General features: G+C 60.4%; 23 protein-coding genes. 7 read left to right on the forward strand and 16 right to left on the reverse strand.

The features are described 5' to 3' along the window. Window positions 1-186: 186 nt before the first annotated feature. The gene (locus tag PMA3_RS28725; RefSeq protein WP_064680298.1) at window positions 187-1,050 is read right to left on the reverse strand and encodes a LysR family transcriptional regulator; all 864 of its coding nucleotides are present in this window, start codon (window positions 1,048-1,050) and stop codon (window positions 187-189) included. A gap of 16 nt (window positions 1,051-1,066) precedes the next feature. After that, entirely contained in the window at window positions 1,067-3,331 is a 2,265-nt protein-coding gene (locus PMA3_RS28730; RefSeq protein ID WP_064680299.1) for a heavy metal translocating P-type ATPase, read from the reverse strand. Window positions 3,332-3,415: 84 nt separating this feature from the next. Between PMA3_RS28730 and cadR the strand changes: the two genes are divergently transcribed. After that, window positions 3,416-3,865 carry a Cd(II)/Pb(II)-responsive transcriptional regulator gene (gene cadR / locus PMA3_RS28735; protein ID WP_064680300.1) on the forward strand — a complete coding sequence of 150 codons (450 nt, stop codon included), beginning with the start codon at window positions 3,416-3,418 and terminating at the stop codon, window positions 3,863-3,865. Between the two features lie 135 nt (window positions 3,866-4,000). Here the strand turns inward: cadR and PMA3_RS28740 are convergent, their stop codons facing one another. The 3 genes from PMA3_RS28740 to PMA3_RS28750 all read right to left on the reverse strand — a co-directional run bounded on the left by PMA3_RS28740 (window position 4,001) and on the right by PMA3_RS28750 (window position 6,693). Further along, window positions 4,001-4,972, reverse strand: coding sequence for a thymidylate synthase (locus PMA3_RS28740; protein ID WP_064680301.1), 972 nt, complete (start codon window positions 4,970-4,972; stop codon window positions 4,001-4,003). A gap of 48 nt (window positions 4,973-5,020) precedes the next feature. Then, window positions 5,021-5,827, reverse strand: a complete 807-nt coding sequence (gene lgt, locus PMA3_RS28745) for a prolipoprotein diacylglyceryl transferase (protein ID WP_064680302.1) — start codon at window positions 5,825-5,827, stop codon at window positions 5,021-5,023. 83 nt (window positions 5,828-5,910) lie between these two features. Then, window positions 5,911-6,693 (reverse strand): sulfite exporter TauE/SafE family protein, encoded by a 783-nt coding sequence (locus tag PMA3_RS28750; RefSeq protein WP_064680303.1) that lies wholly within the window; start codon window positions 6,691-6,693, stop codon window positions 5,911-5,913. Between the two features lie 133 nt (window positions 6,694-6,826). Here PMA3_RS28750 and PMA3_RS28755 point away from each other — a divergent pair, with 133 nt between their 5' ends. After that, a complete protein-coding gene (locus tag PMA3_RS28755) occupies window positions 6,827-7,573 on the forward strand; it encodes an NRDE family protein (RefSeq protein WP_064680304.1) in 747 nt (248 codons plus the stop codon). A gap of 129 nt (window positions 7,574-7,702) precedes the next feature. Here PMA3_RS28755 and ptsP read toward each other — a convergent pair whose 3' ends face one another. Both ptsP and PMA3_RS28765 read right to left on the reverse strand, forming a co-directional pair. Further along, window positions 7,703-9,982, reverse strand: coding sequence for a phosphoenolpyruvate--protein phosphotransferase (gene ptsP / locus PMA3_RS28760; RefSeq protein WP_064680305.1), 2,280 nt, complete (start codon window positions 9,980-9,982; stop codon window positions 7,703-7,705). A 22-nt stretch (window positions 9,983-10,004) separates the two neighbouring features. Further along, window positions 10,005-10,484 carry an RNA pyrophosphohydrolase gene (locus tag PMA3_RS28765; protein ID WP_007945562.1) on the reverse strand — a complete coding sequence of 160 codons (480 nt, stop codon included), beginning with the start codon at window positions 10,482-10,484 and terminating at the stop codon, window positions 10,005-10,007. A 143-nt stretch (window positions 10,485-10,627) separates the two neighbouring features. Between PMA3_RS28765 and PMA3_RS28770 the strand changes: the two genes are divergently transcribed. After that, window positions 10,628-11,284: a histidinol-phosphatase gene (locus tag PMA3_RS28770; RefSeq protein ID WP_064680306.1), complete on the forward strand. Its 657-nt coding sequence runs from the start codon at window positions 10,628-10,630 to the stop codon at window positions 11,282-11,284. Window positions 11,285-11,471: 187 nt separating this feature from the next. Here PMA3_RS28770 and PMA3_RS28775 read toward each other — a convergent pair whose 3' ends face one another. Continuing rightward, window positions 11,472-11,897, reverse strand: coding sequence for a DUF2269 domain-containing protein (locus PMA3_RS28775; RefSeq protein WP_064680307.1), 426 nt, complete (start codon window positions 11,895-11,897; stop codon window positions 11,472-11,474). A gap of 38 nt (window positions 11,898-11,935) precedes the next feature. Continuing rightward, window positions 11,936-13,450, reverse strand: coding sequence for a threonine ammonia-lyase, biosynthetic (gene ilvA, locus PMA3_RS28780; RefSeq protein WP_064680308.1), 1,515 nt, complete (start codon window positions 13,448-13,450; stop codon window positions 11,936-11,938). 320 nt (window positions 13,451-13,770) lie between these two features. Between ilvA and rpiA the strand changes: the two genes are divergently transcribed. Then, window positions 13,771-14,445, forward strand: coding sequence for a ribose-5-phosphate isomerase RpiA (gene rpiA, locus PMA3_RS28785; RefSeq protein ID WP_064680309.1), 675 nt, complete (start codon window positions 13,771-13,773; stop codon window positions 14,443-14,445). A gap of 124 nt (window positions 14,446-14,569) precedes the next feature. Here rpiA and PMA3_RS28790 read toward each other — a convergent pair whose 3' ends face one another. The 4 genes from PMA3_RS28790 to PMA3_RS28805 all read right to left on the reverse strand — a co-directional run bounded on the left by PMA3_RS28790 (window position 14,570) and on the right by PMA3_RS28805 (window position 18,870). Continuing rightward, window positions 14,570-15,487 (reverse strand): SdiA-regulated domain-containing protein, encoded by a 918-nt coding sequence (locus tag PMA3_RS28790; protein WP_064680310.1) that lies wholly within the window; start codon window positions 15,485-15,487, stop codon window positions 14,570-14,572. A 172-nt stretch (window positions 15,488-15,659) separates the two neighbouring features. Further along, complete coding sequence (locus tag PMA3_RS28795) at window positions 15,660-16,589, reverse strand: SdiA-regulated domain-containing protein (protein WP_064680311.1); 930 nt, start codon at window positions 16,587-16,589, stop codon at window positions 15,660-15,662. A 183-nt stretch (window positions 16,590-16,772) separates the two neighbouring features. Next, the gene (locus PMA3_RS28800) at window positions 16,773-17,438 is read right to left on the reverse strand and encodes a fumarylacetoacetate hydrolase family protein (protein ID WP_064680312.1); all 666 of its coding nucleotides are present in this window, start codon (window positions 17,436-17,438) and stop codon (window positions 16,773-16,775) included. A 37-nt stretch (window positions 17,439-17,475) separates the two neighbouring features. Beyond that, the gene (locus tag PMA3_RS28805) at window positions 17,476-18,870 is read right to left on the reverse strand and encodes an FAD-binding oxidoreductase (RefSeq protein ID WP_064680313.1); all 1,395 of its coding nucleotides are present in this window, start codon (window positions 18,868-18,870) and stop codon (window positions 17,476-17,478) included. Window positions 18,871-19,075: 205 nt separating this feature from the next. On the opposite strand from PMA3_RS28805, the gene serA reads away from it, so the two are divergent. Continuing rightward, window positions 19,076-20,305, forward strand: a complete 1,230-nt coding sequence (gene serA / locus PMA3_RS28810) for a phosphoglycerate dehydrogenase (RefSeq protein WP_064680314.1) — start codon at window positions 19,076-19,078, stop codon at window positions 20,303-20,305. A 63-nt stretch (window positions 20,306-20,368) separates the two neighbouring features. Here the strand turns inward: serA and PMA3_RS28815 are convergent, their stop codons facing one another. Further along, entirely contained in the window at window positions 20,369-20,794 is a 426-nt protein-coding gene (locus tag PMA3_RS28815) for a DUF4399 domain-containing protein (RefSeq protein ID WP_064680315.1), read from the reverse strand. Between the two features lie 135 nt (window positions 20,795-20,929). On the opposite strand from PMA3_RS28815, the gene PMA3_RS28820 reads away from it, so the two are divergent. After that, window positions 20,930-21,517, forward strand: coding sequence for a transporter substrate-binding domain-containing protein (locus PMA3_RS28820; protein ID WP_064680316.1), 588 nt, complete (start codon window positions 20,930-20,932; stop codon window positions 21,515-21,517). Window positions 21,518-21,656: 139 nt separating this feature from the next. Here the strand turns inward: PMA3_RS28820 and PMA3_RS28825 are convergent, their stop codons facing one another. Beyond that, the gene (locus PMA3_RS28825) at window positions 21,657-22,142 is read right to left on the reverse strand and encodes a 2-thiouracil desulfurase family protein (protein WP_064680317.1); all 486 of its coding nucleotides are present in this window, start codon (window positions 22,140-22,142) and stop codon (window positions 21,657-21,659) included. Window positions 22,143-22,144: 2 nt separating this feature from the next. Continuing rightward, window positions 22,145-22,777 (reverse strand): 2OG-Fe(II) oxygenase, encoded by a 633-nt coding sequence (locus tag PMA3_RS28830; protein ID WP_064680318.1) that lies wholly within the window; start codon window positions 22,775-22,777, stop codon window positions 22,145-22,147. A 108-nt stretch (window positions 22,778-22,885) separates the two neighbouring features. On the opposite strand from PMA3_RS28830, the gene PMA3_RS28835 reads away from it, so the two are divergent. Further along, window positions 22,886-23,638, forward strand: a complete 753-nt coding sequence (locus PMA3_RS28835; protein ID WP_064680319.1) for a DUF2059 domain-containing protein — start codon at window positions 22,886-22,888, stop codon at window positions 23,636-23,638. Window positions 23,639-23,655 lie beyond the last annotated feature (17 nt).

The following is a 23,655-nucleotide window of genomic DNA, read 5'->3' on the forward strand; positions in this document are numbered from 1 at the left end:
AGTGGTATTCGTGGATTTGAGTTGGGCTGGGTTATAGGTTGCCTGGACCGACGCCTTCGCGGGCAAGCCCGCTCCCACAGGGTTCGGTGGTGTTCACAAATCTGGCGCTCGCCACCGAACCCTGTGGGAGCGGGCTTGTCGGATCGCCGCACCGCCGCGATTAGGCCCGTGCAGGCACTGAAGATTTCAGACTGGCGCCATTTCCTGCGCCAACCCCAGAAACGCAGCCGGTAACCGCGCGCCCTTGCGCTCCTTGAGGCAATACAAATACTCAGGAATCTGCGGCGCATTCTCGATGGTCAACACCCGCAATTGTGGATCATGGGGCACTTCCTGCCGGGCGATGATGCTGATCCCGATGTTGCGCAACACCGCTTCACGGATCGATTCACGGCTGCCAATCTCCAGCAACGGCCCGAAACTCACTCCGGCGCTGGTCAGCAACTCTTCAGTCAACCGTCGCGTGGTCGAGCCCGACTCCCGCATCAACAGGGTATGCCCGGCCAACGCCGTCAGCGGCACATGATCGTGAACCGCCAGCGGATGATTGCGATGCACCGCCAACACCAGCGGATCGCTGCCGAGCACCCGGCGAATCAGGCGCGCATCCTCGAGCAACTGCGAGGACGCCGCGACATCCACCCGATAATCCTCAAGCGCCTCGAGCACTTGCTGGGAATTGCCGATTTCCACCGACACTTCCACCTGCGGCAAGCGCTCGCGAAAGGTCTTCACCAGATCGAGAATGTAATACGGTGCAGTGGCGGCGATGCGCAACGTGCCCTGAACCTGACCGCTATTGCGCAGAAAGAATTCGATATCGGCCTCTTGCTGCAACAGCGCCTTGACCATCGGCAGCAACCGCGCGCCTTCATCGCTGAGGCTCAGGCGGCGGCCGCCGCGGTAAAACAGTTCTACCGAGTACTGACTTTCCAGATTGCGTATCTGGGTGGTCACAGTGGGTTGGCTAAGGCCAAGCTTTTTTGCCGCCAGGGTTATGCTGCCCAGGCGGGCAACCATGTAAAACGCCTTCAGCTCGGCACTCAGCACAGCCTTCCCTCATAGTTTATTTGCGCAACAGGCGCAAACCGTTGAACACCACCAGCAGGCTCACGCCCATGTCGGCAAACACCGCCATCCACATGGTGGCGATCCCGGCGAAGGTTACCCCAAGAAAGATCGCCTTGATCACCAATGCCAGGGCAATGTTCTGCTTCAGAATGCGCGAAGTCTGACGGGACAAACGGATGAAGGCCGGGATCTTGCGCAGATCATCGTCCATCAAGGCAACATCAGCGGTCTCGATGGCGGTATCGGTGCCCGCGGCGGCCATGGCGAAACCGATCTCGGCGCGGGCCAGTGCCGGAGCGTCATTGATGCCGTCGCCGACCATGCCCACTCTATGACCCTGCGCATACAGCGCTTCGATGGCTTGCAGCTTGTCCGTTGGCAGTAGATCGCCTCGGGCCTGATCGATACCGACTTGCGCGGCAATGGCCTGGGCGGTGTGAACGTTGTCGCCGGTGAGCATCAGGGTTTTGACGCCCAGGTCATGCAGTTGCTGGATGGCTTCGCGGCTGGATGCCTTCACCGTGTCCGCCACCGCGAACAGTGCCAGCGGGCCGGATTTGTCGAGCAACAGCACCACGGATTTACCCTGTTTTTCCAGGGCGAACAGCTGCTCTTCCAGCGCAGGCGAGCACAGGCCTAAATCCTCCACCAGTCGGTGGTTGCCCAAGTGGTAGGTCTGACCGTTGATCTCGCCGCGCACACCCCGGCCGCCGAGTGCCTCGAAGTTATCCACAATCAATGGCGCAGAGGGTTTATCCACAGCTGCATTGGCGATGGCCATCGACACCGGGTGATCCGAGCGACCGGCCAGCGCCGCGGCAATGGCCGGGGCCGATTCGTCGGCGGTCGGATCGAGAGACACATAATCGGTTTGCACCGGCTTGCCGTGAGTCAGGGTGCCAGTCTTGTCCAGGGCCAGGTAGTCAAGCTTGTAACCGCCCTCCAGATACACGCCACCCTTGACCAGGATCCCTTTGCGCGCCGCCGCCGCGAGGCCGCTGACGATGGTCACGGGGGTGGAAATCACCAGTGCGCAGGGGCAAGCGACCACCAGCAACACCAGGGCGCGGTAGATCCAGTCGAACCACAACGCCCCCATGAACAGCGGCGGAATGACGGCCACAGCCAAGGCCAGGACGAACACGGCCGGTGTGTAGATTGTCGAGAATATGTCGACGAAACGCTGGGTGGGCGCCCGCGCGCCCTGGGCCTGTTCGACGGCGTGGATGATTCGCGCCAGGGTCGAATGGTTGGCTGCGGCAGTCACTGCGTATTCCAGGGAACCCGACTGATTGATGGTGCCGGCGAACACCTTGTCGCCAATGGCCTTCTCGACCGGCAGGCTTTCGCCGGTGATCGGCGCCTGGTCGATGGTCGAACTGCCCGAAACCACTTCGCCGTCCAGACCGATTCGCTCGCCGGGACGCACTCGCACTCTCGTACCCAGCTCGATGGTTTTGACGTCCTGCGTTACCCAGCTGCCATCGGCCTGCTGCACGGTGGCCTGTTCCGGGGTCATTTGCATCAGGCCGCTGATGGCATTGCGTGCCCGGTCCAGCGACCTGGCTTCGATCAGCTCGGCCACGGTAAACAGGAACATCACCATCGCCGCTTCTGGCCACTGGCCGATCAGGATTGCGCCAGTCACCGCAATGCTCATCAGCGCATTGATGTTCAGGTTGAGGTTTTTGAGCGCAATCCAGCCCTTCTTATAGGTACCGAGGCCGCCGCTGAGGATCGAGACCAGCGCAATGACGGCCACCACCCAGTCGGGTGCGGCACTGGTGAAGTGGATCACCTCGGCAAAAACTGCGGTGACACCGGACAGCGCCAACGGCCACCAGGGCTTTTTCCCGGGAGTCGGTGCCGGCGCATCCACGCCCTCCTCCAGCGGCTCGGCCTGCATGCCCAGCGACTTGATCGCGTCGATGATCGGCGCGGTGTCCGGCAGGTTATGGGTCACCCCCAACACGCGGTTGATCAAGTTGAATTCAAGCTGTTGCACACCCGCCAGTTTGCCCAACCTGTTCTGGATCAGCGACTGTTCGGTCGGACAGTCCATTGCCTCGATACGGAAACTGCTCAGCCGCGCGTCGGCGGTCGGCGCTTCGCTCAATTGGACCAGCGCAGGCGCCGCTGCTGCAGACGAACAGCAGGCATCACCATGAGCGCCATGCACATGCTGAGGAACGGGCTTGAGTTTGCTGCTGCAGCAATCGTCTGCGGCATCGGGCTTGTGGGTATGCAGGGAATCGCTCATTGGTTACGTCCATGAAGGTGCCTGTTGCCAAGTAAAGACCCTGTAGCCACTATAGGGTCAAGCATCCTTTTGGAGATTGTCGCGATGAAAATAGGAGAACTGGCGAAACTCACCGACTGCGCCGTGGAAACCATCCGCTATTACGAGCGGGAAAACCTGCTGCCGGAACCGGCCCGCAGCGACGGTAACTATCGCGTCTACACCCAGGCCCATGCCGAGCGCCTGACCTTCATTCGCAACTGCCGCACCCTCGACATGACCCTCGAGGAAATCCGCAGCCTGTTGACCTTGCGCGACAGCCCGCAGGATCAGTGCGAAAGCGTGAATGCGCTGATCGATGAGCACATCCATCACGTCAAGGCGCGGATCGATGGGTTGCTGGCGTTGCAAACGCAGTTGATCGACCTGCGCCAACGCTGCGGCGAAGGGCCGGATATCGATCAGTGCGGGATTTTGCAGCGGTTGGAGGTGAGTGGCGGGGTTGTGGCGACGGAGACGGAGCATTCCCATGTGGGCCGTAGTCACGGCCACTAAACACACCACATACCCCCTGTAGGAGCGAGCTTGCTCGCGATGGACGTGAACGATGACGCGGGGCAGCCTGGAAAAATGCGGCGCCTTCAAATCCATCGCGAGCAAGCTCGCTCCTACAGGGGTATGCGTTGAAGCTTAAACCGCCATCGGCGCCGTCATCGGCGCATGGTGCTCGTAGCCTTCCAGCGAGAAATCGCTCGGTTCGATCAGCTCCAGCCATTCCGGTTGATAGACACCCGTCCTGGCAAACTCCGGCACACGATCGCTGATCACCAGTTTCGGCATCGGGAACGGCTCGCGCTTGAGCTGTACATTGAGCATGTCCAGGTGGTTTTCGTAGACGTGGGCGTCGCCGATGAAATAGGTGAACCAGCGCGGCGTGTAACCGGTCAGGCGACCGATCAGGCTCAGCAGCGCGGCACCTTCGGTGAGGTTGAACGGTGTGCCCAGGCCCAGGTCGTTCGAGCGAATGTAGAGGGTCAAAGAGATCTCTTTGGTCTCGACATTCGGATGGAACTGATACAGCAAATGGCAGGGCGGCAGCGCCATTTCATCGAGTTGGGCGACGTTCCAGCCGTGGAACAGGATACGGCGGCTGCCCGGGTCCTTGATGATGGTGTCCACGCATTGGCGGATCTGGTCGATCGCCTTGTACAGCACCACGTACGCCTGGCCATCTTCTTCGCCTTCGGCGATCTGGCGATAGCCTTGGCTCAGGGTCTGCTCGATGGCGGCCTTGTTGCTGACCGGGATCTGTTTGTACGCCGGCCATTTGCGCCACTGCACGCCGTAAATCTCGCCGAGATCGTCTTCGCCCTGACGGAACGGGTTGGCCAGCCACTGGGCGTTTTCGTTGGCATTCTGGTCCCAGACCTTGCAGCCCAGGGCGCGAAATTCGGCGGCGTTGTTCACCCCACGCAGAAAACCGCACATCTCGCCAACGGCCGATTTGAAGGCCATCTTGCGGGTAGTGATCGCCGGAAAACCTTCCTTCAGGTCATAACGCAGCATCGCACCAGGAAAGCTGATGGTGTTTACGCCGGTACGGTTGGCCTGTTTGGTGCCGTTCTTGATGACGTGGGCGACCAGATCGAGATATTGCTTCATGAATTACCTGTGTCCTTGAACCCGGGGTCGTCACCCCGGGGTTCGAATTTATACAGCGGCTGCGGGAGCCGCCGGCGCGCGATGATAGGCCAGCCAGATCAGCAGCAGACCGCCGACGATCATCGGGATGCACAGTACCTGGCCCATGGTCAGCCAGTTCCAGGCCAGATAGCCCAGTTGCGCGTCCGGCACCCGAACGAATTCGACGATGAAACGGAAGATGCCATAGAACAGCGCGAACATCCCGGACACCGCCATGGTCGGCCGCGGCTTGCGCGAGAACAGCCAGAGGATGGCAAACAGCGCCACGCCTTCGAGCGCGAACTGGTACAGCTGCGACGGGTGACGCGCCAGTTGCGCCGGGTCGGTCGGAAAGACCATCGCCCACGGCACGTCGGTCGCCTTGCCCCACAACTCGGCGTTGATGAAGTTGCCGATACGCCCGGCACCGAGCCCGATCGGCACCATCGGTGCCACGAAGTCCATCAACTGGAAGAACGACTTGCCGTTCTTTTTACCGAACCACAACGCCGCCAGCATCACACCAATGAAGCCGCCGTGGAACGACATGCCGCCCTTCCATACCTCGAAGATCAGCGTCGGGTTGGCCAGGTACGCGTTCAGGTCGTAAAACAGCACATAGCCCAGGCGGCCGCCGACAATGACGCCCATCGACATCCAGAACACCATGTCGGAGAGCTTCTCCTTGCTCCAGGTCGGGTCGAAGCGGTTCAGCCGGCGGGACGCCAGCCACCACGCGCCGCCGATGCCGATCAGGTACATCAGGCCGTACCAGTGGATTTTCAGCGGACCGATGGCCAGGGCCACCGGGTCGATCTGCGGGTAAGGCAGCATTGCGACTCCTCGTTAGAGTTGAAACTTTCAAAATTCCCGGGGGACGCTGTCACGCCAGGATTAAGCCAACATTGCGACGCGCGTCAGAGCAGGAAGCTCAGGCCAACGCAGAACAGCAAAGCGGCGAACAGTCTTTTCAGCAAGCGCGGCGACAGGCTGTGGGCCAATCGTGCACCGAGGCGGGCGAACACCATGCTGGTCAGGGCGATCCCCAGCAACGCCGGCAGATAAATAAAACCGAGACTATGGGCCGGCAGCAACGGATCGTGCCACCCCAGAATCATGAAACTTAATGCACTGGCCAACGCGATCGGCAGTCCGCAGGCCGAAGATGTCGCCACCGCTTGCTGCATCGGCACGCTGCGCCAGGTCAGGAACGGCACGGTCAGCGAACCGCCGCCAATCCCGAAAATCGCCGAAGCCCAGCCAATCACACTGCCGGCCACCGTCAGACCGACCTTGCCGGGCACCGTGCGGCTAGCTTTCGGCTTGACCTCCAGCGCGAACTGAGCCGCGATGATCAGCGCAAATACGCCGATGATTTTCTGCAGGTTTGGCCCGGAGATCGCTTCGGCGGTCAGCGCGCCGAAACCGGCGCCGATGAGGATACCGACGGTCATCCAGGCAAAGATCGGCCAGCGCACGGCACCGCGGCGATGATGCTCGCGGATGGCATTGATCGAGGTGAAGATGATCGTCGCCAGTGAAGTGCCGACCGCCAGGTGGGTCAAAATCGACGCATCGAAGCCCTGCAAGGTAAAACTGAACACCAGTACCGGGACGATGATGATTCCGCCCCCCACTCCGAACAGCCCGGCCAGCACGCCTGCACAGGCGCCCAGCGCCAGGTACAGTAGAAATTCCATGGCCGTCCCCGCCCGCGTCCCGAAAATAGGAGCGGCATGGTAACGGATGCATGGCCTCAAGCTCCACTGGATGGCGATGGATACCCGCTCGATGACTGCGTAGAGTGGGCAAAAAACACACATGGATCACCTTATGTGCCTGATTGTCTTTGCCTGGCGCCCCGGTCACACCCAGCCGCTGATCGTCGCCGCCAACCGTGACGAATTCTATGCCCGCCCCAGCCTGCCGCTGGCGCAATGGTCGGAAAATCCCCAGGTTTATGCCGGTCGCGATCTGGAAGCCGGCGGCACCTGGCTGGGCGTCGGTGCCGAGGGCCGCTTCGCTGCGCTGACCAATATTCGCGATCCTCATCAACCACCCGCGCGAAAATCACGAGGGGAACTGGTGGCGCGATTTCTTGCCGGAAAGATGCCGATTGACGACTATTTGAGCGACGTTGTTGCACGTTCGATTGAATACGCCGGGTTTAACCTGCTGATTGGCAATGCCAACGAGCTGTGGCATTTCAATGCCCGGGAGGCTGAAGCGGTGATGCTGCCACCGGGTGTCTATGGCTTGTCGAACGCCGGGCTGGATACGCCGTGGCCGAAGTTGCTCAAGGCGCGTAAGGCGCTGGAGGCGGGGTTGGAAAATCCCCGGCCCGAGGCATTGCTGGCGTTGTTGAATGACCCACAGACCGCGCCCTTTGCCGAGTTGCCGGATACCGGGGTGGGGTTGGCCACCGAGACGTTGCTGTCGAGTGTGTTCATTGCCAGCCCGACTTACGGGACGCGGGCGAGTACGGCGTTGATTGTGCATGCGGATGGGACGCGGCATATGCTCGAGCGCAGTTTCGGGCCGTATGGGGGGCATTTGGGGGAAGTGGAGATCAGGGTTTAGATCGTTGCTGTATGGGCTGGCCTCATCGCTGGCAAGCCAGCTCCCACAGGATTTGGGTAGGTTCACTAATTAGTGACCAACACCAAACCCTGTGGGAGCTGGCTTGCCAGCGATGAGGCCATCAGCCTTTCAGAGGGTCTTGGCCGAAGCCGGATTGATCATCCGCGCCAACCCGAGATTCTTCAGCGCCAGTTGCAGCGAACTATGGATCACCTGCGGATTGTCGATGGTCATCAACTCCGCCAGCAATTCCTTGGCCTTGCTCAAGTTGATCTGGCGCAACATCCACTTCACCTTCGGCAAGTTGGTGGCGTTCATCGACAGGCTGTCGAAACCCATCGCCATCAACAGCACCGCCGCTGCCGGATCACCGGCCATCTCGCCGCAGATACTGACCGGCTTGCCTTCGGCATGGGCATCGCGCACCACGTTCTGTAGCGCTTGCAGGACCGCCGGGTGCAGGTAGTCGTAGAGGTCGGCGACTCGCGGGTTGTTGCGATCCACGGCCAGCAGGTACTGGGTCAGGTCGTTGGAGCCGACCGACAGGAAGTCCACTTGCCGCGCCAGTTCCTTGGTCTGATAAACCGCTGCCGGGATTTCGATCATCACACCGATCGGTGGCATCGGTACGTCGCAGCCCTCGTCGCGCACTTCGCCCCAGGCCCGGTGGATCAGGTGCAGGGCTTCTTCCAGTTCGTGGATGCCGGAGATCATCGGCAGCAGAATCCGCAGGTTGTTCAGGCCTTCGCTGGCCTTGAGCATCGCACGGGTCTGGACCAGGAAGATTTCCGGGTGGTCGAGGGTGACGCGAATGCCGCGCCAACCGAGGAACGGGTTGTCTTCCTTGATCGGGAAGTATGACAGCGACTTGTCGCCACCGATGTCCAGGCTGCGCATGGTCACCGGCTGCGGGTGAAACGCGGCGAGCTGCTCGCGATAGATCGCCAGTTGCTCTTTTTCGCTCGGGAAGCGCTGGTTGATCATGAACGGCACTTCGGTGCGGTACAGACCGACGCCCTCGGCGCCACGCTTCTGCGCCCGTGCCACGTCCGCCAGCAGGCCAGTGTTGACCCACAGCGGCATGCGGTGGCCGTCGAGCGTGATGCACGGCAAATCCCGCAGCGCATCCAGCCCAAGGGCCAGCTGTTTCTCTTCCTCGACGATCTCGGCGAAGTGCTTGCGCAGCACTTCGCTGGGGTTGGTGTAGACCTCGCCGTGATAGCCGTCGACGATCATCTGGATGCCGTCGACCTTGGAATACGGCAGGTCAACCAGACCCATCACCGTCGGAATGCCCATGGCGCGCGCCAGGATCGCGACGTGGGAGTTGCCGGAACCGAGTACCGAGACCAGACCGACCAGCTTGCCTTCCGGCACCTCGCCGAGCATCGCCGGCGTCAGTTCTTCGCTGATCAGGATACTGTTGTCGGGGTAGACCAGGGTCTGCTGACGCTCTTCCTGCAAGTAGGCGAGCAGACGGCGCCCGAGGTCCTTGACGTCGGAGGCGCGCTCACGCAGGTAGGCGTCGTCCATCAATTCGAAGCGGTTGACGTGCTCAGTGACCACTTGGCGCAACGCGCCCTGGGCCCATTGGCCGGTCTTGATCACGGTGGTAATTTCGCTGCCCAGCGAAGCATCGTCGAGCATCATCAGGTAGACGTCGAACAGCGCGCGCTCTTCCGGGCGCAACTGGTTCGCGAGCTTGGCCGACAAGGCGCGCATGTCGGCGCGCACGCCTTCGATGGCGGTCTTGAACAGCCCGAGTTCGGCGGCGATGTCAGTGATGGTCTTGTCGGGCACCACGTCCAGGTCGGCCGGCGGCAACATGACCACCGCGGTACCGACCGCCGCACCCGGCGAACCCGGCACGCCGACGAACTTTGCTTCCTGGATGCCCTTGCCCTGACGCCCCAGGCCACGGATCGAACCGGTGGCCTCGGCGTGGGCGATAACGCCGGCGAGTTGCGCGCTCATGGTGACGAGGAAGGCTTCTTCGCCCTCATCGAACTGGCGGCGTTCCTTTTGCTGGATGACCAACACGCCGACGACGCGGCGGTGGTGAATGATCGGTGCGCCGAGGAACGAGGCAAAGCGCTCTTCACCGGTCTCGGCGAAGTAGCGATAGCGCGGGTGATCCGCGGCGTTTTCCAGGTTCAGGGGTTCTTCACGCGTGCCGACCAGACCGACCAGACCTTCGTTGGGCGCCATGCTGACTTTGCCGATCGAGCGCTTGTTCAAGCCCTCGGTGGCCATCAGCACGAAGCGATTGGTCTCGGGGTCGAGCAAGTAGACCGAGCAGACCTGGCTGCCCATGGCCTCTTTGACGCGCAACACAATAATCCCCAACGCCGCCTTGAGATCCTTGGCGGAGTTAACTTCCTGGACGATCTTGCGCAGCGTATTGAGCATGGCTCGGGGTCGAACTCCGTCGTCAGTCGCGCGTTAAAAGGCGCGGGGCAAGCTCTTTGAGAGCGCGTCGATACACCTCGCGCTTGAATGTCACCACCTGGCCCAACGGATACCAATAACTGACCCAGCGCCAGCCATCGAATTCCGGTTTACCGGTCAAATCCATCCGCACCCGCTGCTCGTTCGAGATCAGGCGCAGGAGAAACCATTTCTGCTTCTGTCCGATGCACAGCGGTTGGCTGTGGGTACGGACCAGACGTTGCGGCAAACGATAGCGCAACCAGCCCCGGGTGCAGGCGAGAATTTCAACATCTTCACGTTCCAGGCCCACTTCTTCGTTCAACTCGCGGTACAAGGCGTCTTCCGGCGTCTCCTGGGGGTTGATTCCTCCCTGTGGAAACTGCCAGGCATCTTGATTGATACGGCGAGCCCATAGCACCTGGCCGGCATCATTCGTCAGAATGATCCCGACATTGGGGCGGAAACCATCGGGGTCGATCACGGCAACAACCTCGCAAACGCATGTCCCCGCATTGTTCCACAAAGGTTGTGAAGGCAGCAACGAGCCGGTCTACCTTATGTGCACTCTTGTGAAAAGTACGTATTCTGGACGCCTTTCTACAGACTTTTCAGCGAGTAACTGCAATGCGGCTGGCTTTATTCGACTTGGACAACACACTTCTGGGCGGCGACAGTGACCACGCCTGGGGCGATTACCTGTGCGAGCGCGGCTTTCTCGACGCCGTCGCTTACAAGGCACGCAACGACGAGTTTTATCAGGATTACCTGGCCGGCAAGCTGGATAACGATGCGTACCTGAACTTCTGCCTTGAAGTCCTCGGTCGCACGGAGATGGCCACGCTTGATGAATGGCACCTGGATTACATGCGCGATTGCATCGAACCGATCGTGCTGCCCAAGGCCATCGAACTGTTGGAAAAGCACCGCGAGGCCGGCGACAAACTGGTGATCATCACCGCGACCAACCGTTTCGTCACCGGGCCGATTGCCCAGCGACTCGGTGTCGAAACCTTGATCGCCACGGAATGTGAAATGGTCGAGGGCCGATACACCGGGCGCAGCACCGACGTCCCGTGCTTCCGTGAAGGCAAGGTGACGCGGCTGAATCGCTGGCTGGAGGAGACCGGGCATTCGCTGGAAGACAGTTACTTCTACAGCGACTCGATGAATGATTTGTCGTTGCTGGAGCAGGTGGCGAATCCGATCGCTGTCGATCCGGATCCTAACTTGCGGGCTGAAGCCGAGAAGCGTGGGTGGCCGGTGATTACTCTGCGCGACTGATGACGCCTTCGCGGGCAAGCCTCGCTCCTACAGGGATTTGTGTTGCGTGGCATAGATAGCATTCACACCAGCGAACCCTGTAGGAGCGAGCTTGCTCCGGGCGGCGTTCCGACGATGGTCGTTAACGATAACGCGGGGCAACTGACTCCCCGCGGCGACCTTGAGTTTTTCGCGAGCAAGCTCGCTCCTACACTGGCTTGGCGCCCATTAGTCCGGCAATCGCGATAAAACAAATGAAGCTGAACAGTGCGAGGGCGAAGGTGAACTTGCCATTGCCTCCTGACCCCTTGCGCAACTTGTTAAGTCGCACCACCACCCAGAACCAACCCAACGCCGCCACGGTGTAAAGCACACTCGAAGCCAGCAACCAGGTCTGACCCAGCGGCCAGCCCACCAGATGCACCATCCACCACCCGGTGAACGGCATGCTCAACAATGCCAGCCCCATCAACACCCAGACGAATACCCCCGGTCGCTGCAACGTGCGAGCGTGGGCCGTCGCATCGCCGTTGCGCCGCGCGCGCCAGACCCAGCCCGCCAGCCCCAGTGCGCTGATCAACAGCAGCACCGTCGCCACGCTATGCGCCACTTTCAGGGCAGTTAACGTTTCCATTGTTCGATTCCTTAGAGGCTGCCCATCAGCGTAGCCCCTCAGCCGAGAAACAGCTGATAGGCCGGATTGTCGCTTTCATCCCAATAGGGGTAGCCGATTTCTTCGAGTGCCGCCGGCACCAGATGACGTTCGTCATGGGGTACCTGCAACCCGGCGACCACACGGCCATCGGCCGCACCGTGGTTGCGGTAGTGGAACATCGAGATGTTCCAGCGCCCGCCGAGCTTGTTGAGGAAGTTGAACAGCGCACCTGGCCGCTCCGGGAACTCAAAACGCAGTACCACTTCATCGACGACATGGGCCGCACGCCCGCCAACCATATGGCGGATATGCAGCTTGGCCAGTTCGTTGTCGGTCAGGTCGAGTACCGGAAAGCCCTGTTCGGTCAGACTGGACAGCAGCGCACTGCGCGGATCGTTTTCCGGGTGCGTTTGCACGCCGACGAAGATATGGGCTTCGCTGCCGGTGTTGTAGCGGTAGTTGAATTCGGTGATCTGGCGTTTGCCGATGGCTTCGCAGAACGCCTTGAAGCTGCCTGGCTTCTCGGGGATGGTCACGGCGATGATAGCTTCACGGCCCTCGCCCAGTTCGGCACGTTCGGCCACGTGACGCAGACGATCGAAGTTGACGTTGGCCCCGGAATCGATGGCGACGAAGGTATGCCCGGTGATGCCATGTTGCTCGACGTATTTCTTGATCCCGGCGACGCCCAAAGCGCCGGCAGGTTCGGTGATCGAGCGGGTATCGTCGTAGATATCCTTGATCGCCGCACAGATCTCGTCGGTGCTGACGGTGATCACTTCATCGACATGGTCCTTGCAGATATCGAAGGTGTGCTGGCCGATCTGCGCTACTGCGACGCCGTCGGCAAAGAGCCCAACCGTCGGCAGCACCACACGCTCGCCAGCCGCCATGGCGACTTGCAGGCAGTTGGAATCGTCTGGCTCGACGCCGATAACCTTGATTTCCGGACGCAGATATTTCACGTATGCGGCGATCCCGGCAATCAGCCCGCCACCGCCCACCGGGACGAAAATCGCGTCCAGGCGCCCCGGGTGCTGGCGCAGGATTTCCATCGCTACCGTGCCCTGCCCGGCGATGGTATGGGGATCGTCGTAGGGGTGGATGTAGACGTAACCTTTTTCGTCGACCAGTTTCAGCGAGTAACCCAGGGCTTCCGGGAACGAATCGCCGTGCAGCACGACCTTGCCGCCACGGGAGCGCACGCCTTCCACTTTGATCTCCGGCGTGGTCTTGGGCATGACGATGGTGGCTTTCACACCCAGCACCTTGGCCGCCAGGGCCAGGCCTTGCGCGTGGTTGCCCGCCGAAGCGGTCACGACGCCGCGCGCCCGTTCTTCATCGGACAGCTGGGTGAGCTTGTTATAAGCGCCGCGAATCTTGAACGAGAACACCGGCTGCAAGTCTTCGCGCTTGAGCCAGATATTGTTGCCCAGCCGCTCGGAAAGCTGGCGGGCAGTCTGCAAAGGGGTTTCTACGGCAACGTCATAAACGCGCGAGGTGAGGATCTTTTTGACGTACTGTTCGAGCATCGGAAAGCATCACTGAGCGGGTTGGGCAGGGTCAAGGAGTCTAACCCGGCTTTCGGGCGGGCGACCACACTAAACACATGGTTTTGGACCGGATAGCTGATTCCTGTAGGAGCGAGCTTGCTCCGGGCGGCGTTCCGACGATGGACGTGAGGGCGCCACGTTCATCCAGGCAGCCCTCGTCATCGTTAACGTCCATCGCGAGCAAGCTCGCTCCTACAGGAATCGGATATGACGTTGACCTGCCAATCGGGCAATGACCTTCCCCGCCCCGAAGCCTATAATGCCGGCCTTTCGCCCCCCTTCGGCACCTCGGAGCCCGCATGACCCAGGATCAACTCAAACAGGCAGTGGCTCAGGCCGCCGTCGACTTCATCCTCCCGAAACTCGATGACAAGAGCATCGTCGGGGTCGGCACCGGCTCCACCGCGAACTGCTTCATCGACGCCCTGGCCCGGCACAAGGGCGCGTTCGACGGCGCGGTCGCCAGCTCCGAAGCCACCGCTGCACGTCTCAAGGGCCATGGCATCCCGGTGTATGAATTGAACACGGTCAGCGACCTGGAGTTCTACGTCGACGGCGCCGATGAAAGCGATGAACACCTGAACCTGATCAAGGGCGGCGGTGCAGCCCTGACCCGCGAGAAGATCGTCGCGGCCGTGGCCAAGACCTTCATCTGCATCGCCGATGCCAGCAAGCTGGTGCCGGTGCTCGGCGAGTTTCCGCTGCCGGTGGAAGTGATCCCGATGGCCCGCAGCCACGTGGCCCGCGAGCTGGTGAAGCTTGGTGGCGACCCTGTTTACCGTGAAGGCGTGTTGACTGATAACGGCAATATCATCCTCGATGTGTTCAACATGCAGATCACTAATCCGGTGGAGCTGGAAACGCAGATCAACGCTATCGTTGGCGTGGTCACCAATGGGTTGTTCGCGGCACGTCCGGCCGACTTGCTACTGCTGGGCACCAGCGAAGGCGTAAAAACCTTGCGCGCCAAGTAAGACCTGCACAAAAACCTGTGGGAGCGAGCTTGCTCGCGATAGCGGTCTGTCAGTCGATAGAGATGTCGACTGAAAGACCGCTATCGCGAGCAAGCTCGCTCCCACAGTGTTTTTAGGGTGTTTGTCAGGGTTGTGCTGGTTTCTTGAAGACGTAGAACAAGTTCGGCTCGCTCACCAGGTACATCGTGCCGTCGTCATCCATCGCAATCCCTTCCGCTTGCGGCACGGTGTTCTGCAACCCCTGGCGCCCCTTGCTCAATGACATGGTGCTCAGCGGTCGCCCATCCACATCCAGCTCCAGAATCAGCCGCGACTCGTCGGACAACGCCAGCAAGTGTCCGCTGCGCTCGTCGTATTGCAGGCTCGACAGGTCCCGCACGAACATCCCGGCGTCGCGCTTGGGGTTATTGACCACATGTACCGCATAGGACTTTTCCGGGTTGTAATGCGGGAAGCCCTGCACTTCGTAGATCAGCATCGGGTCGCGCTCCTTGGCCACGAACAGACGCTTGCCCACCGAGTCATAAGCCAACCCCTCAAAGCCCTTGTTGCTGCTCATGTGCACGCCGAGGCTTATCTGTTCGGCATCGTGCGCGTCGAGGAACGTCGTGTCTTTTTCCAGGTGAATCTTGATCAGTCGCTGCGTACGCTCGTCAGTGATCACGTAAGTGTCGGCACTGATGAACTCCACCGCTTCCGGATCGCCAAAGCCGACCAGCGCCACACGCCGGATGATCCGGCCGTCCAGGGATAATTCAATCAGTTCGGAGTTTTTGTTGGTGACCGTGAACAGGCTCTTGCGCACCGGATCGAAGGTCAGCGCGGAAACATCGTCGTCCAGGCCATCGATGACGCGCGCCTCGAGCGTGACCTGATAGCGATTCAGGCCGATGGATTGCGCGCTCTCTGGTTGCCAAAGCGTGTGCATGTTGAACCAGGCGCGTTCGAACAGGCGCAGGTACTGGCCGAACGCAACCAGCACGATCAGCGCAATCGCCAGGAACATGAGAATCAGGGGTTTGGGACGGGCAAGTCGGCGCATTCAAGTGGGCTCGGGTTCAAGACAGGCCGATGAAATACCATGGCAGTCTGAATTGAAGCTTAATGGCCAGTGGCCTTACACCACAACCTATGCATTCAATCGGGTCGGGGCTGGCGCAGGCCGCGATCTTTTGATCTTGAATGCAACGTCAAAAAATCGCAGCCTCGGCAGTTCAGCGCTGCTTTTCGAAGCGGTAGAACAGGTTCGGTTCGCTCACCATATACAGCGTGCCTGCCTCATCCATGGTGACGCCTTCAGCGCGCGGAATGGTCTTCTTCAAGCCATTGAAGCCACCCAGCAGGGTCACGAAGCTGACCTGCTCGCCCTTCTCGTCAAGTTCCAGCAACAGATGAGAATCGGCGGACAACACCAGGGTGTGGCCGGTGCGCGGGTCAATGGCCAGGGCCGACAGGTTGCGGATATCCAATTCATCGCTGGCGATTTTCTGCTTGTCGCCCGTGAGAGTCTGGCTGCCATCGCTGCTCCAGCTGAACAGCGCCGGTGGACGCTCTTCCCCCAGCAGCAACTGCTGCTTGCGCGGATCCCAGGCGACCGCCTCGAAGGCCTTGTTCTGGTTTTTCGACGGGCCGAGGTCGTATTTCGGGAAGTCGGCGATATTCAGTTCACGGGTATCGGCATCGACCTTGACGATGGAGAGCAGGTGATTGCGTTCATCGACTATGGCCAGCAGACCATTGCCCATCGCGGTCACCCCTTCCGGATTGCTCCAGCCCACCAGGGGCATTTTGCGCAGGACATCGCCCTGCAAGGTCAGCTCGACCAGGAAAGGTTTATTGCCCATGACCGAAAACAGGGTTTTGGTCTGCGGGTCGTAGGCCAGGTCGGAAGCCTCGTCCTTCTCCATGCCCGGCAGCACCTTGGCGTCGATCACTGCGCGGTAGTCCGGTAACCAGACACTCTCCTGGCGCTCAGCAGGGCTTTGGAAACGCTCCAGCACCCAGAGCACGCCACGGTCATCCCAATGCATCGCGAATGCGAGGCCATACGCGGCGGCGACCACGAGTAACAGCCAGGCATACCAGCGCATGAAAAAGCGTGGGCGGCGGGCAGGTTTGAGGGTGGTCAGCGGTTGTGTCGGCATCGAGGCAGCGTTCCAGAAATTCAGGCCAAGGGTAATAGCACAAATGGGCTCGGCTCAGACGCCGCACGGCCCGGAATCAACCAGACAAGATGTGAAAAAAACGGGAAATGGCGGGAAAGCCCCGCGCGGGCGCGATCCCCCCCTGTAGGAGCGAGCTTGCTCCTACAGGGGGGATGCGTCGGTTTAGCGGACGCTGCTGGTGAAGCTGCTGGCGCCCGGCAGTTCCAGCACCAGTTCGTCACCAACATTCAGCGGACCAACGCCCACCGGCGTGCCAGTGAGGATCACGTCACCGGCCTGCAACGAGAAGCAGCCAGCCATGTACTGGATCATCGGCACGATCGGATTGAGCATGTCCTTGCTGTTGCCATCCTGGCGCACTTCGCCATTGATGGTCAGGCGAATACCGATGTCGGTCAGGTCGGCAAAGGTGCTGCCGGACACGAACGGTGCAATCACCGCCGCCCCGTCGAAGGACTTGGCGATTTCCCAGGGCAGGCCCTTGGCTTTGAGCTCGGCCTGCTTGTCGCGCAGGGTCAGGTCCAGGGCCGGGGCGAAGCCGGAGATGGCGTCGAGCACTTCTTCACGGTTTGGCGTGGTCGACAACGGCTTGCCGATCAACACCGCGATTTCCGCTTCATAATGCACCGAGCCACGCTCGGTCGGAATGCTGAAACTGCCTTCCAGCGACACGACGCAACTGCCCGGCTTGATGAACAGCAAGGGTTCTGTAGGCACCGGGTTGTCCAGTTCCTTGGCGTGTTCGGCGTAGTTACGGCCGATGCACACCACCTTCCCCAAAGGGAAGTGAATGCGCGTACCGTCGACATACTGGTGCTGATAGCTCATTACCGACTCCTGATTCGTGCTCTTACAGTTCGAAGTATCAAACAGCGAAAATCTTGCCCGGGTTCATGACCCCGTTCGGGTCGAACACCGCTTTGACGGCTTTCATGTACTCGATCTCAACCGGCGAACGACTATAGGTCAAGTAATCACGCTTGGTCATGCCCACGCCATGCTCGGCGGAAATCGAGCCGTTGTACTTCTCGACGGTCTCGAACACCCACTTGTTGACGGTCGCGCACTTGGCGAAGAACTCGTCCTTGCTCAGGTTTTCCGGCTTGAGGATGTTCAGGTGCAGGTTGCCGTCGCCGATGTGGCCGAACCAGACGATCTCGAAGTCCGGGTAGTGTTCACCGACGATCGCGTCTATTTCCTTCAGGAACGCCGGCACTTTCGACACAGTGACTGAAATGTCGTTCTTGTACGGCGTCCAGTGGGAGATGGTCTCGGAGATGTATTCGCGCAGTTTCCACAGGTTCTGCAGCTGGGTCTCGCTCTGGCTCATGACCCCGTCCAGCACCCAACCCTGCTCGACGCAGTGCTCGAAGGTTTCCAGGGCCAGGTTGGCCACCTCTTCGGTGGTCGCTTCGAATTCCAGCAGTGCGTAGAACGGGCAATCGGTCTCGAACGGCGCCGGCACGTCACCACGACCCATGACTTTTGCCAAGGCCTTGTCGGAGAAGAATTCGAATGCGGTCAGGTCGAGCTTGCTCTGGAAGGCGTGCAGCACCGGCATGATCGAATCGAAATCGGCGGTGCCCAGGACCATGGCAGTGAGGTTTTTCGGCGCACGGTCCAGGCGCATCGTCGCTTCGACCACAAAACCGAGGGTGCCTTCAGCGCCGATGAACAACTGACGCAGGTCGTAGCCGGTGGCGTTCTTGATCAGGTCCTTGTTCAGCTCCAGCAGATCGCCCTTGCCGGTCACGACTTTCATGCCGGCGACCCAATTGCGGGTCATGCCGTAGCGAATGACCTTGATCCCGCCGGCATTGGTGCCGATATTGCCGCCAATCTGGCTGGAACCTGCGGAAGCGAAGTCCACCGGGTAGTACAGGCCTTTTTCTTCAGCCACGTTCTGCAAATGTTCGGTGACCACGCCCGGCTGGCAGACGGCGGTGCGGTCGGTCAGGTTCACGTCGAGAATCCGGTTCATATAGTCGAAGGACACGACCACTTCGCCATTCGCCGCCACGGCAGCCGCGGACAACCCGGTGCGCCCACCGGACGGCACCAGCGCCACCTTGCGCTCATTGGCCCAGCGCACAACGGCCTGGACCTGCTCGATGGTCTTGGGAAACACGATGGCCGTCGGGGCCGGGGCGAAATGCTTGGTCCAATCCTTGCCGTAAGCATTCAGGGAGTCGGCGTCGGTCAGCACCTTGCCAGGCTCAACCAGGGTCTTCAGCTCATCAATCAGGGCAGGATTGGTCATCGACAGAACTCTCGAACAATTCATGGTCATCCTGAGAACGCTTCACGTCGCAGGAATGGGTGTTTAGCGGGGCGCTTATGCTAGCATACCGACCCCGCAGGAGAGTGCCCAACGGCTGTTCTGCGGCGACGGCTTTCTTGCCGCTCGGGTCAGCGTCTGCTGGCTACTTCCCTGCCAATTTTCTCCGGGATACAGGTTTACGCAGATGAGCAAGACTTCTCTCGATAAGAGCAAGATCAAGTTCCTTCTTCTCGAAGGCGTCCACCAATCGGCTGTCGACGTCCTCAAGGCGGCGGGCTACACCAGCATCGAGTACCTCACAGGTTCTCTGCCGGAAGCCCAGCTCAAGGAAAAGATCGCTGATGCTCACTTCATCGGCATTCGCTCGCGCACTCAACTGACCGAAGAGATCTTCGATCAGGCGAAGAAGCTCGTCGCTGTAGGTTGTTTCTGCATCGGCACCAACCAGGTTGACCTGAACGCGGCTCGCGAACGCGGGATCGCGGTGTTCAACGCGCCGTACTCCAACACGCGTTCCGTTGCCGAGCTGGTGCTGGCCGAAGCGATCCTGTTGCTGCGCGGCATTCCCGAGAAGAACGCTTCCTGCCACCGTGGCGGCTGGATCAAGAGCGCGGCCAACTCCTTCGAAATCCGCGGCAAGAAGCTGGGCATCGTCGGTTACGGCTCGATCGGTACCCAACTGTCGGTCCTGGCCGAAGGCCTGGGCATGCAGGTGTATTTCTACGACACCGTGACCAAGCTGCCCCTGGGCAACGCTACCCAGGTGGCGAGCCTGACCGAACTGCTGGGCATGTCCGACATCGTCACCCTGCACGTTCCGGAAACCGCGGCGACCCAGTGGATGATCGGCGAGAAGGAAATCCGTGCCATCAAGAAGGGCGGGATCCTGATCAACGCCGCTCGCGGCACCGTGGTCGAATTGCAAGCCCTGGCGGACGCGATCAAGGACAAGCACCTGATCGGCGCGGCCATCGACGTGTTCCCGGTGGAGCCACGCTCCAACGACGAAGAGTTCGAAAGCCCGCTGCGTGGCCTGGACAACGTGATCCTGACCCCGCACATCGGCGGTTCCACTGCTGAAGCGCAAGCCAACATCGGTCTGGAAGTGGCAGAAAAACTGGTCAAGTACAGCGACAACGGTACCTCGGTATCGTCGGTGAACTTCCCGGAAGTGGCCCTGCCGGCTCACCCTGGCAAGCACCGCCTGCTGCACATCCACGAAAACATTCCGGGTGTGATGAGCGAGATCAACAAGGTCTTCGCCGAAAACGGCATCAACATTTCCGGTCAGTTCCTGCAGACCAACGAGAAAGTCGGTTACGTCGTGATCGACGTCGATGCCGACTACTCGGAAATGGCCCAAGAGAAGCTGCAGCACATCAACGGCACCATTCGTTGCCGTGTATTGTTCTGATAGTGACTTGAGTGATAAAAAAAGGAGACCTTAGGGTCTCCTTTTTCATGGGCGCAACTAAGGTTACTTGACGTTGACGGTGATTTTCTCCGAGACGATCGGCGGATCGAACGGCATGTGGCCGCTATCGCCCAGCTCCAGTTGCAAGGTGTGCTTGCCCGGCGTCAGCGTTACTTCAGCCTGGGTCTGCGCCTTGCCGAAATGCAGGTGGTTGGCATCGTTGGGGATCGGCGCACCGGCGGCTGGCAGTTCATCGACATCGATCAGCAAGTGGTGATGACCGGTGTTCTTGGTGACATCACCCGCCGGGGCCAGCGCAATGTTCTCGACAGCGAACTTGACGACGACGGTTCGCGGAACCGTGGCTCCGTCTGCAGGAGAAACGATGGACACTTCGGCACCTTTCGGCGCTGGCGTAGCAGCACTGGCCAGCACCGAAACGCCCATCAACAGGCCAGCCAATGCTGCTCGTGACATAAAGGTTTTCATTCTCTTCTCCAGTTTTTCCATAAAATGGGTGCGGCCATGACAACTTCACGGCCATTCGTTGTCGAAGGCTCTCGACAACCATAGCAAAGCGAGCCTGACCCAGAGCATCGCGATAATGAATTCAAAGGAGTGACCATGCGTTTTTTGCCTGGCCTGATCTGCCTGCTACCCCTTTTGAGCCCCTTGGCTCATGCCGAACTGATTGACGATGTAAACGACCGTGGCGAATTGCGCATTGCCCTTGAGGCTAATACACCACCCTTCAATTTCAAGGACGACGGCAAACTGACGGGCTTCGAAGTCGAATTGGGCCAGTTGTTGGCCCAGGAACTGGATGTGCGGTCCGATTTCGTCATTACCGATTCCGGCGACATGCTGGCCGGTGTCGAAAGCGGCAAGTACGACATCGCCATCAACCACATAGCAATGACCCCGGATCTCAAGGATCGTTTCGACTTCAGCGCACCTTACATTCACACGGATGCGCAATTGATCGCGCAGAAAGACGAGCAACCGCGCTCGATTCTGTTGGTGCAGTCCCTGACGGAAGAAAAACCCAAAGCCGCGCCGGCGGTGGGCCTGGCGATTCCGTTCCAGAAGGGCAACCCGGCGTTTCACGCCAGCCTGGAGAATGCACTGCAGCGGATCAAGGCGGATGGGCGATTGGAGGCGCTGGAGCAGAAGTGGTTTGGGGCGAATACGAGCATGGCGCCCAAACCCTGAATCTCTGGATATCTGAAGCGAAAGATAAACCTGTGGGTGCGAGCTTGCTCGCGATGGGGCCATACCAGCCGACATTGTTGTTGAATGTCAGGTCGCCATCGCGAGCAAGCTCGCTCCCACAGTGGTTTTGTATAGGTCGTTAGTCGAGCGCTGCCAGGGCGGCAGCGGCTTCAGACAACTCCAGCTCACTGAAAACTTGCACGCCATGGCGTTTGAGCAACGCCGCGGTGACGCCTTCACCGCTGACCTTCACACCACTGAATGTCCCGTCGTAGGTCAACAGATTCCCGCACGAAGGGCTGTTGGCCTTGAGCACGGCAATGCGGATGCCGTGCCGTTGCACCAGCGCCAGCGCTTGATTAGCCCCCGAGAGAAACTGCGCACTGACATCCGCGCCCTCGGTGGTGATCACTGAAGCCTGTCCATCCAGCACCTCACCCCCCTGCCCGCCCGGAATTTCCGCTGCCGCCCTGGGCGTCGGCAACCCACCCGCAACCTCCGGACACAACGGCACGACCCGACCTTCGTCAAGCCACTGCTGGAGCTGATCGAATGGCCCACTGGCCCCGCCGTCGTAACGTACGCGGTGACCCAGCAGGCAACGGCTTACCAGAATTTTCTGCATGATCAGAACGGCTCGTTGCCGCGACGCCGGAACCAGCCGGTCAACGACAGGCGCTCTCGCATCGCGGGCAGGACTTCGTGTGGCACCTCACCCGACAGGAACACCACCAGGCATCCGCCGACAGGCACCACATCGTATTCGACCCCCTCATCCAGGTACATGCGCAGCTGACCGCCGTGCTCGGGCAGCCAGTCGTCATTGAGGTAAACCACCGCCGAGACCATGCGCCGGTCGTCGTCGCGGAAGCGGTCGAGGTGCTTGAGGTAGAAGGCACCGGGCGGATACAGGGCAAAATGGCTTTCGAAATCCTCCAGGCCCAGGTACAAGCCGCGATTCATCGCCTCGCGCAGGCTGTCCATCAGCACCAGATAACTGTCGCAAGCCAGTGCCTGCCCTGGCTCGATCCACTGGATATGGTCGCCGCGAATGCCCTCGCGAACCTCCGATGTCGGCCCGCGGCCCACGGCGGCCGGGGCCAGTTCACCCTCGGCCGCACGTTTACGGCACTCGGCCGCCAGTTCCCGGGTCAGACCCAGTGGCAGGAAAATATTCTGCTGCGACCAGCCGCGCTCGGCCAGGTCGTCGACGATACGTAACAGCAGTGGGTGATCAGAGGGTATTTGCATGGCGCGCATAGTATTCCTGTGCCTGAAAATCCGACAGAGCCACGCAGCGGGTTGATACGAATTCTCGACAAGTACCCATGCCCCACGGAGAATAGTCGCCTGCCGACAGGAGCCCCTATGCGTCGTTTGCTTTTCTCACTGCTGATGTTCTGCGTTATGCCCGCCTGGGCAGACGGCCACGACCAGTTGTACAAGGTCGCCGGCTGGCCAGAACAACGCGCGCATTTCAACGACGCTCTTTCAGCCGCACAGCAGCGCTACCAGAACAGCCTGCCGCCGGCGGTGTTCCAGGCGCTGGTCAACAACAGCAATCAACGCTTTTCCCCCAAGGCCGTGGACCAGCGCGCCGAAGCACAACTGCGCAAGACCCTCGCCGACCCGAAACCGGCGCTGACGTTTTTCCAGTCGCCCCTGGGCAAAAAAATCGTTGCCGCCGAACTGCTGGCGACCCGTCGCGACCAACTGGCAAAAAACGCCAAGGGTTTACCGAAGATGCAGGCCAGTGACAGCCGCCTGCTGATCATCGGCCACCTGGCCCAGGCCCTGCCCGCGCGCGAGGCCGGCGCCGAAGTCAGCCTGGCGATTGCCGGTGTCGCGGCCGACAGCCTGAGCTCGATGATCCCCGGCCTGCTCGGCGGTGGTCAGGCGCAAGGCATGTTGAACGGGCAGCGCGAGCGCTTGATGGAACAGATCGGCAGCGATTTGAACAACACGCTGCTGTATGTCTATCGTGATCTGTCGGATAACGAGCTGGAGGAGTTCGCCACCTTTGCCGAGTCGGCGGAAGGCCAGGCTTATTACAAGGCGGCGTTGGCGGCGATTCGGGCGGGGCTGGCGGTGGGGCAGGATACCTCCACGCTTCGCCAATGATCTCTGGCGCCTGCAAG

Source organism: Pseudomonas silesiensis, from assembly GCF_001661075.1.
Lineage (GTDB): Bacteria > Pseudomonadota > Gammaproteobacteria > Pseudomonadales > Pseudomonadaceae > Aquipseudomonas > Aquipseudomonas silesiensis.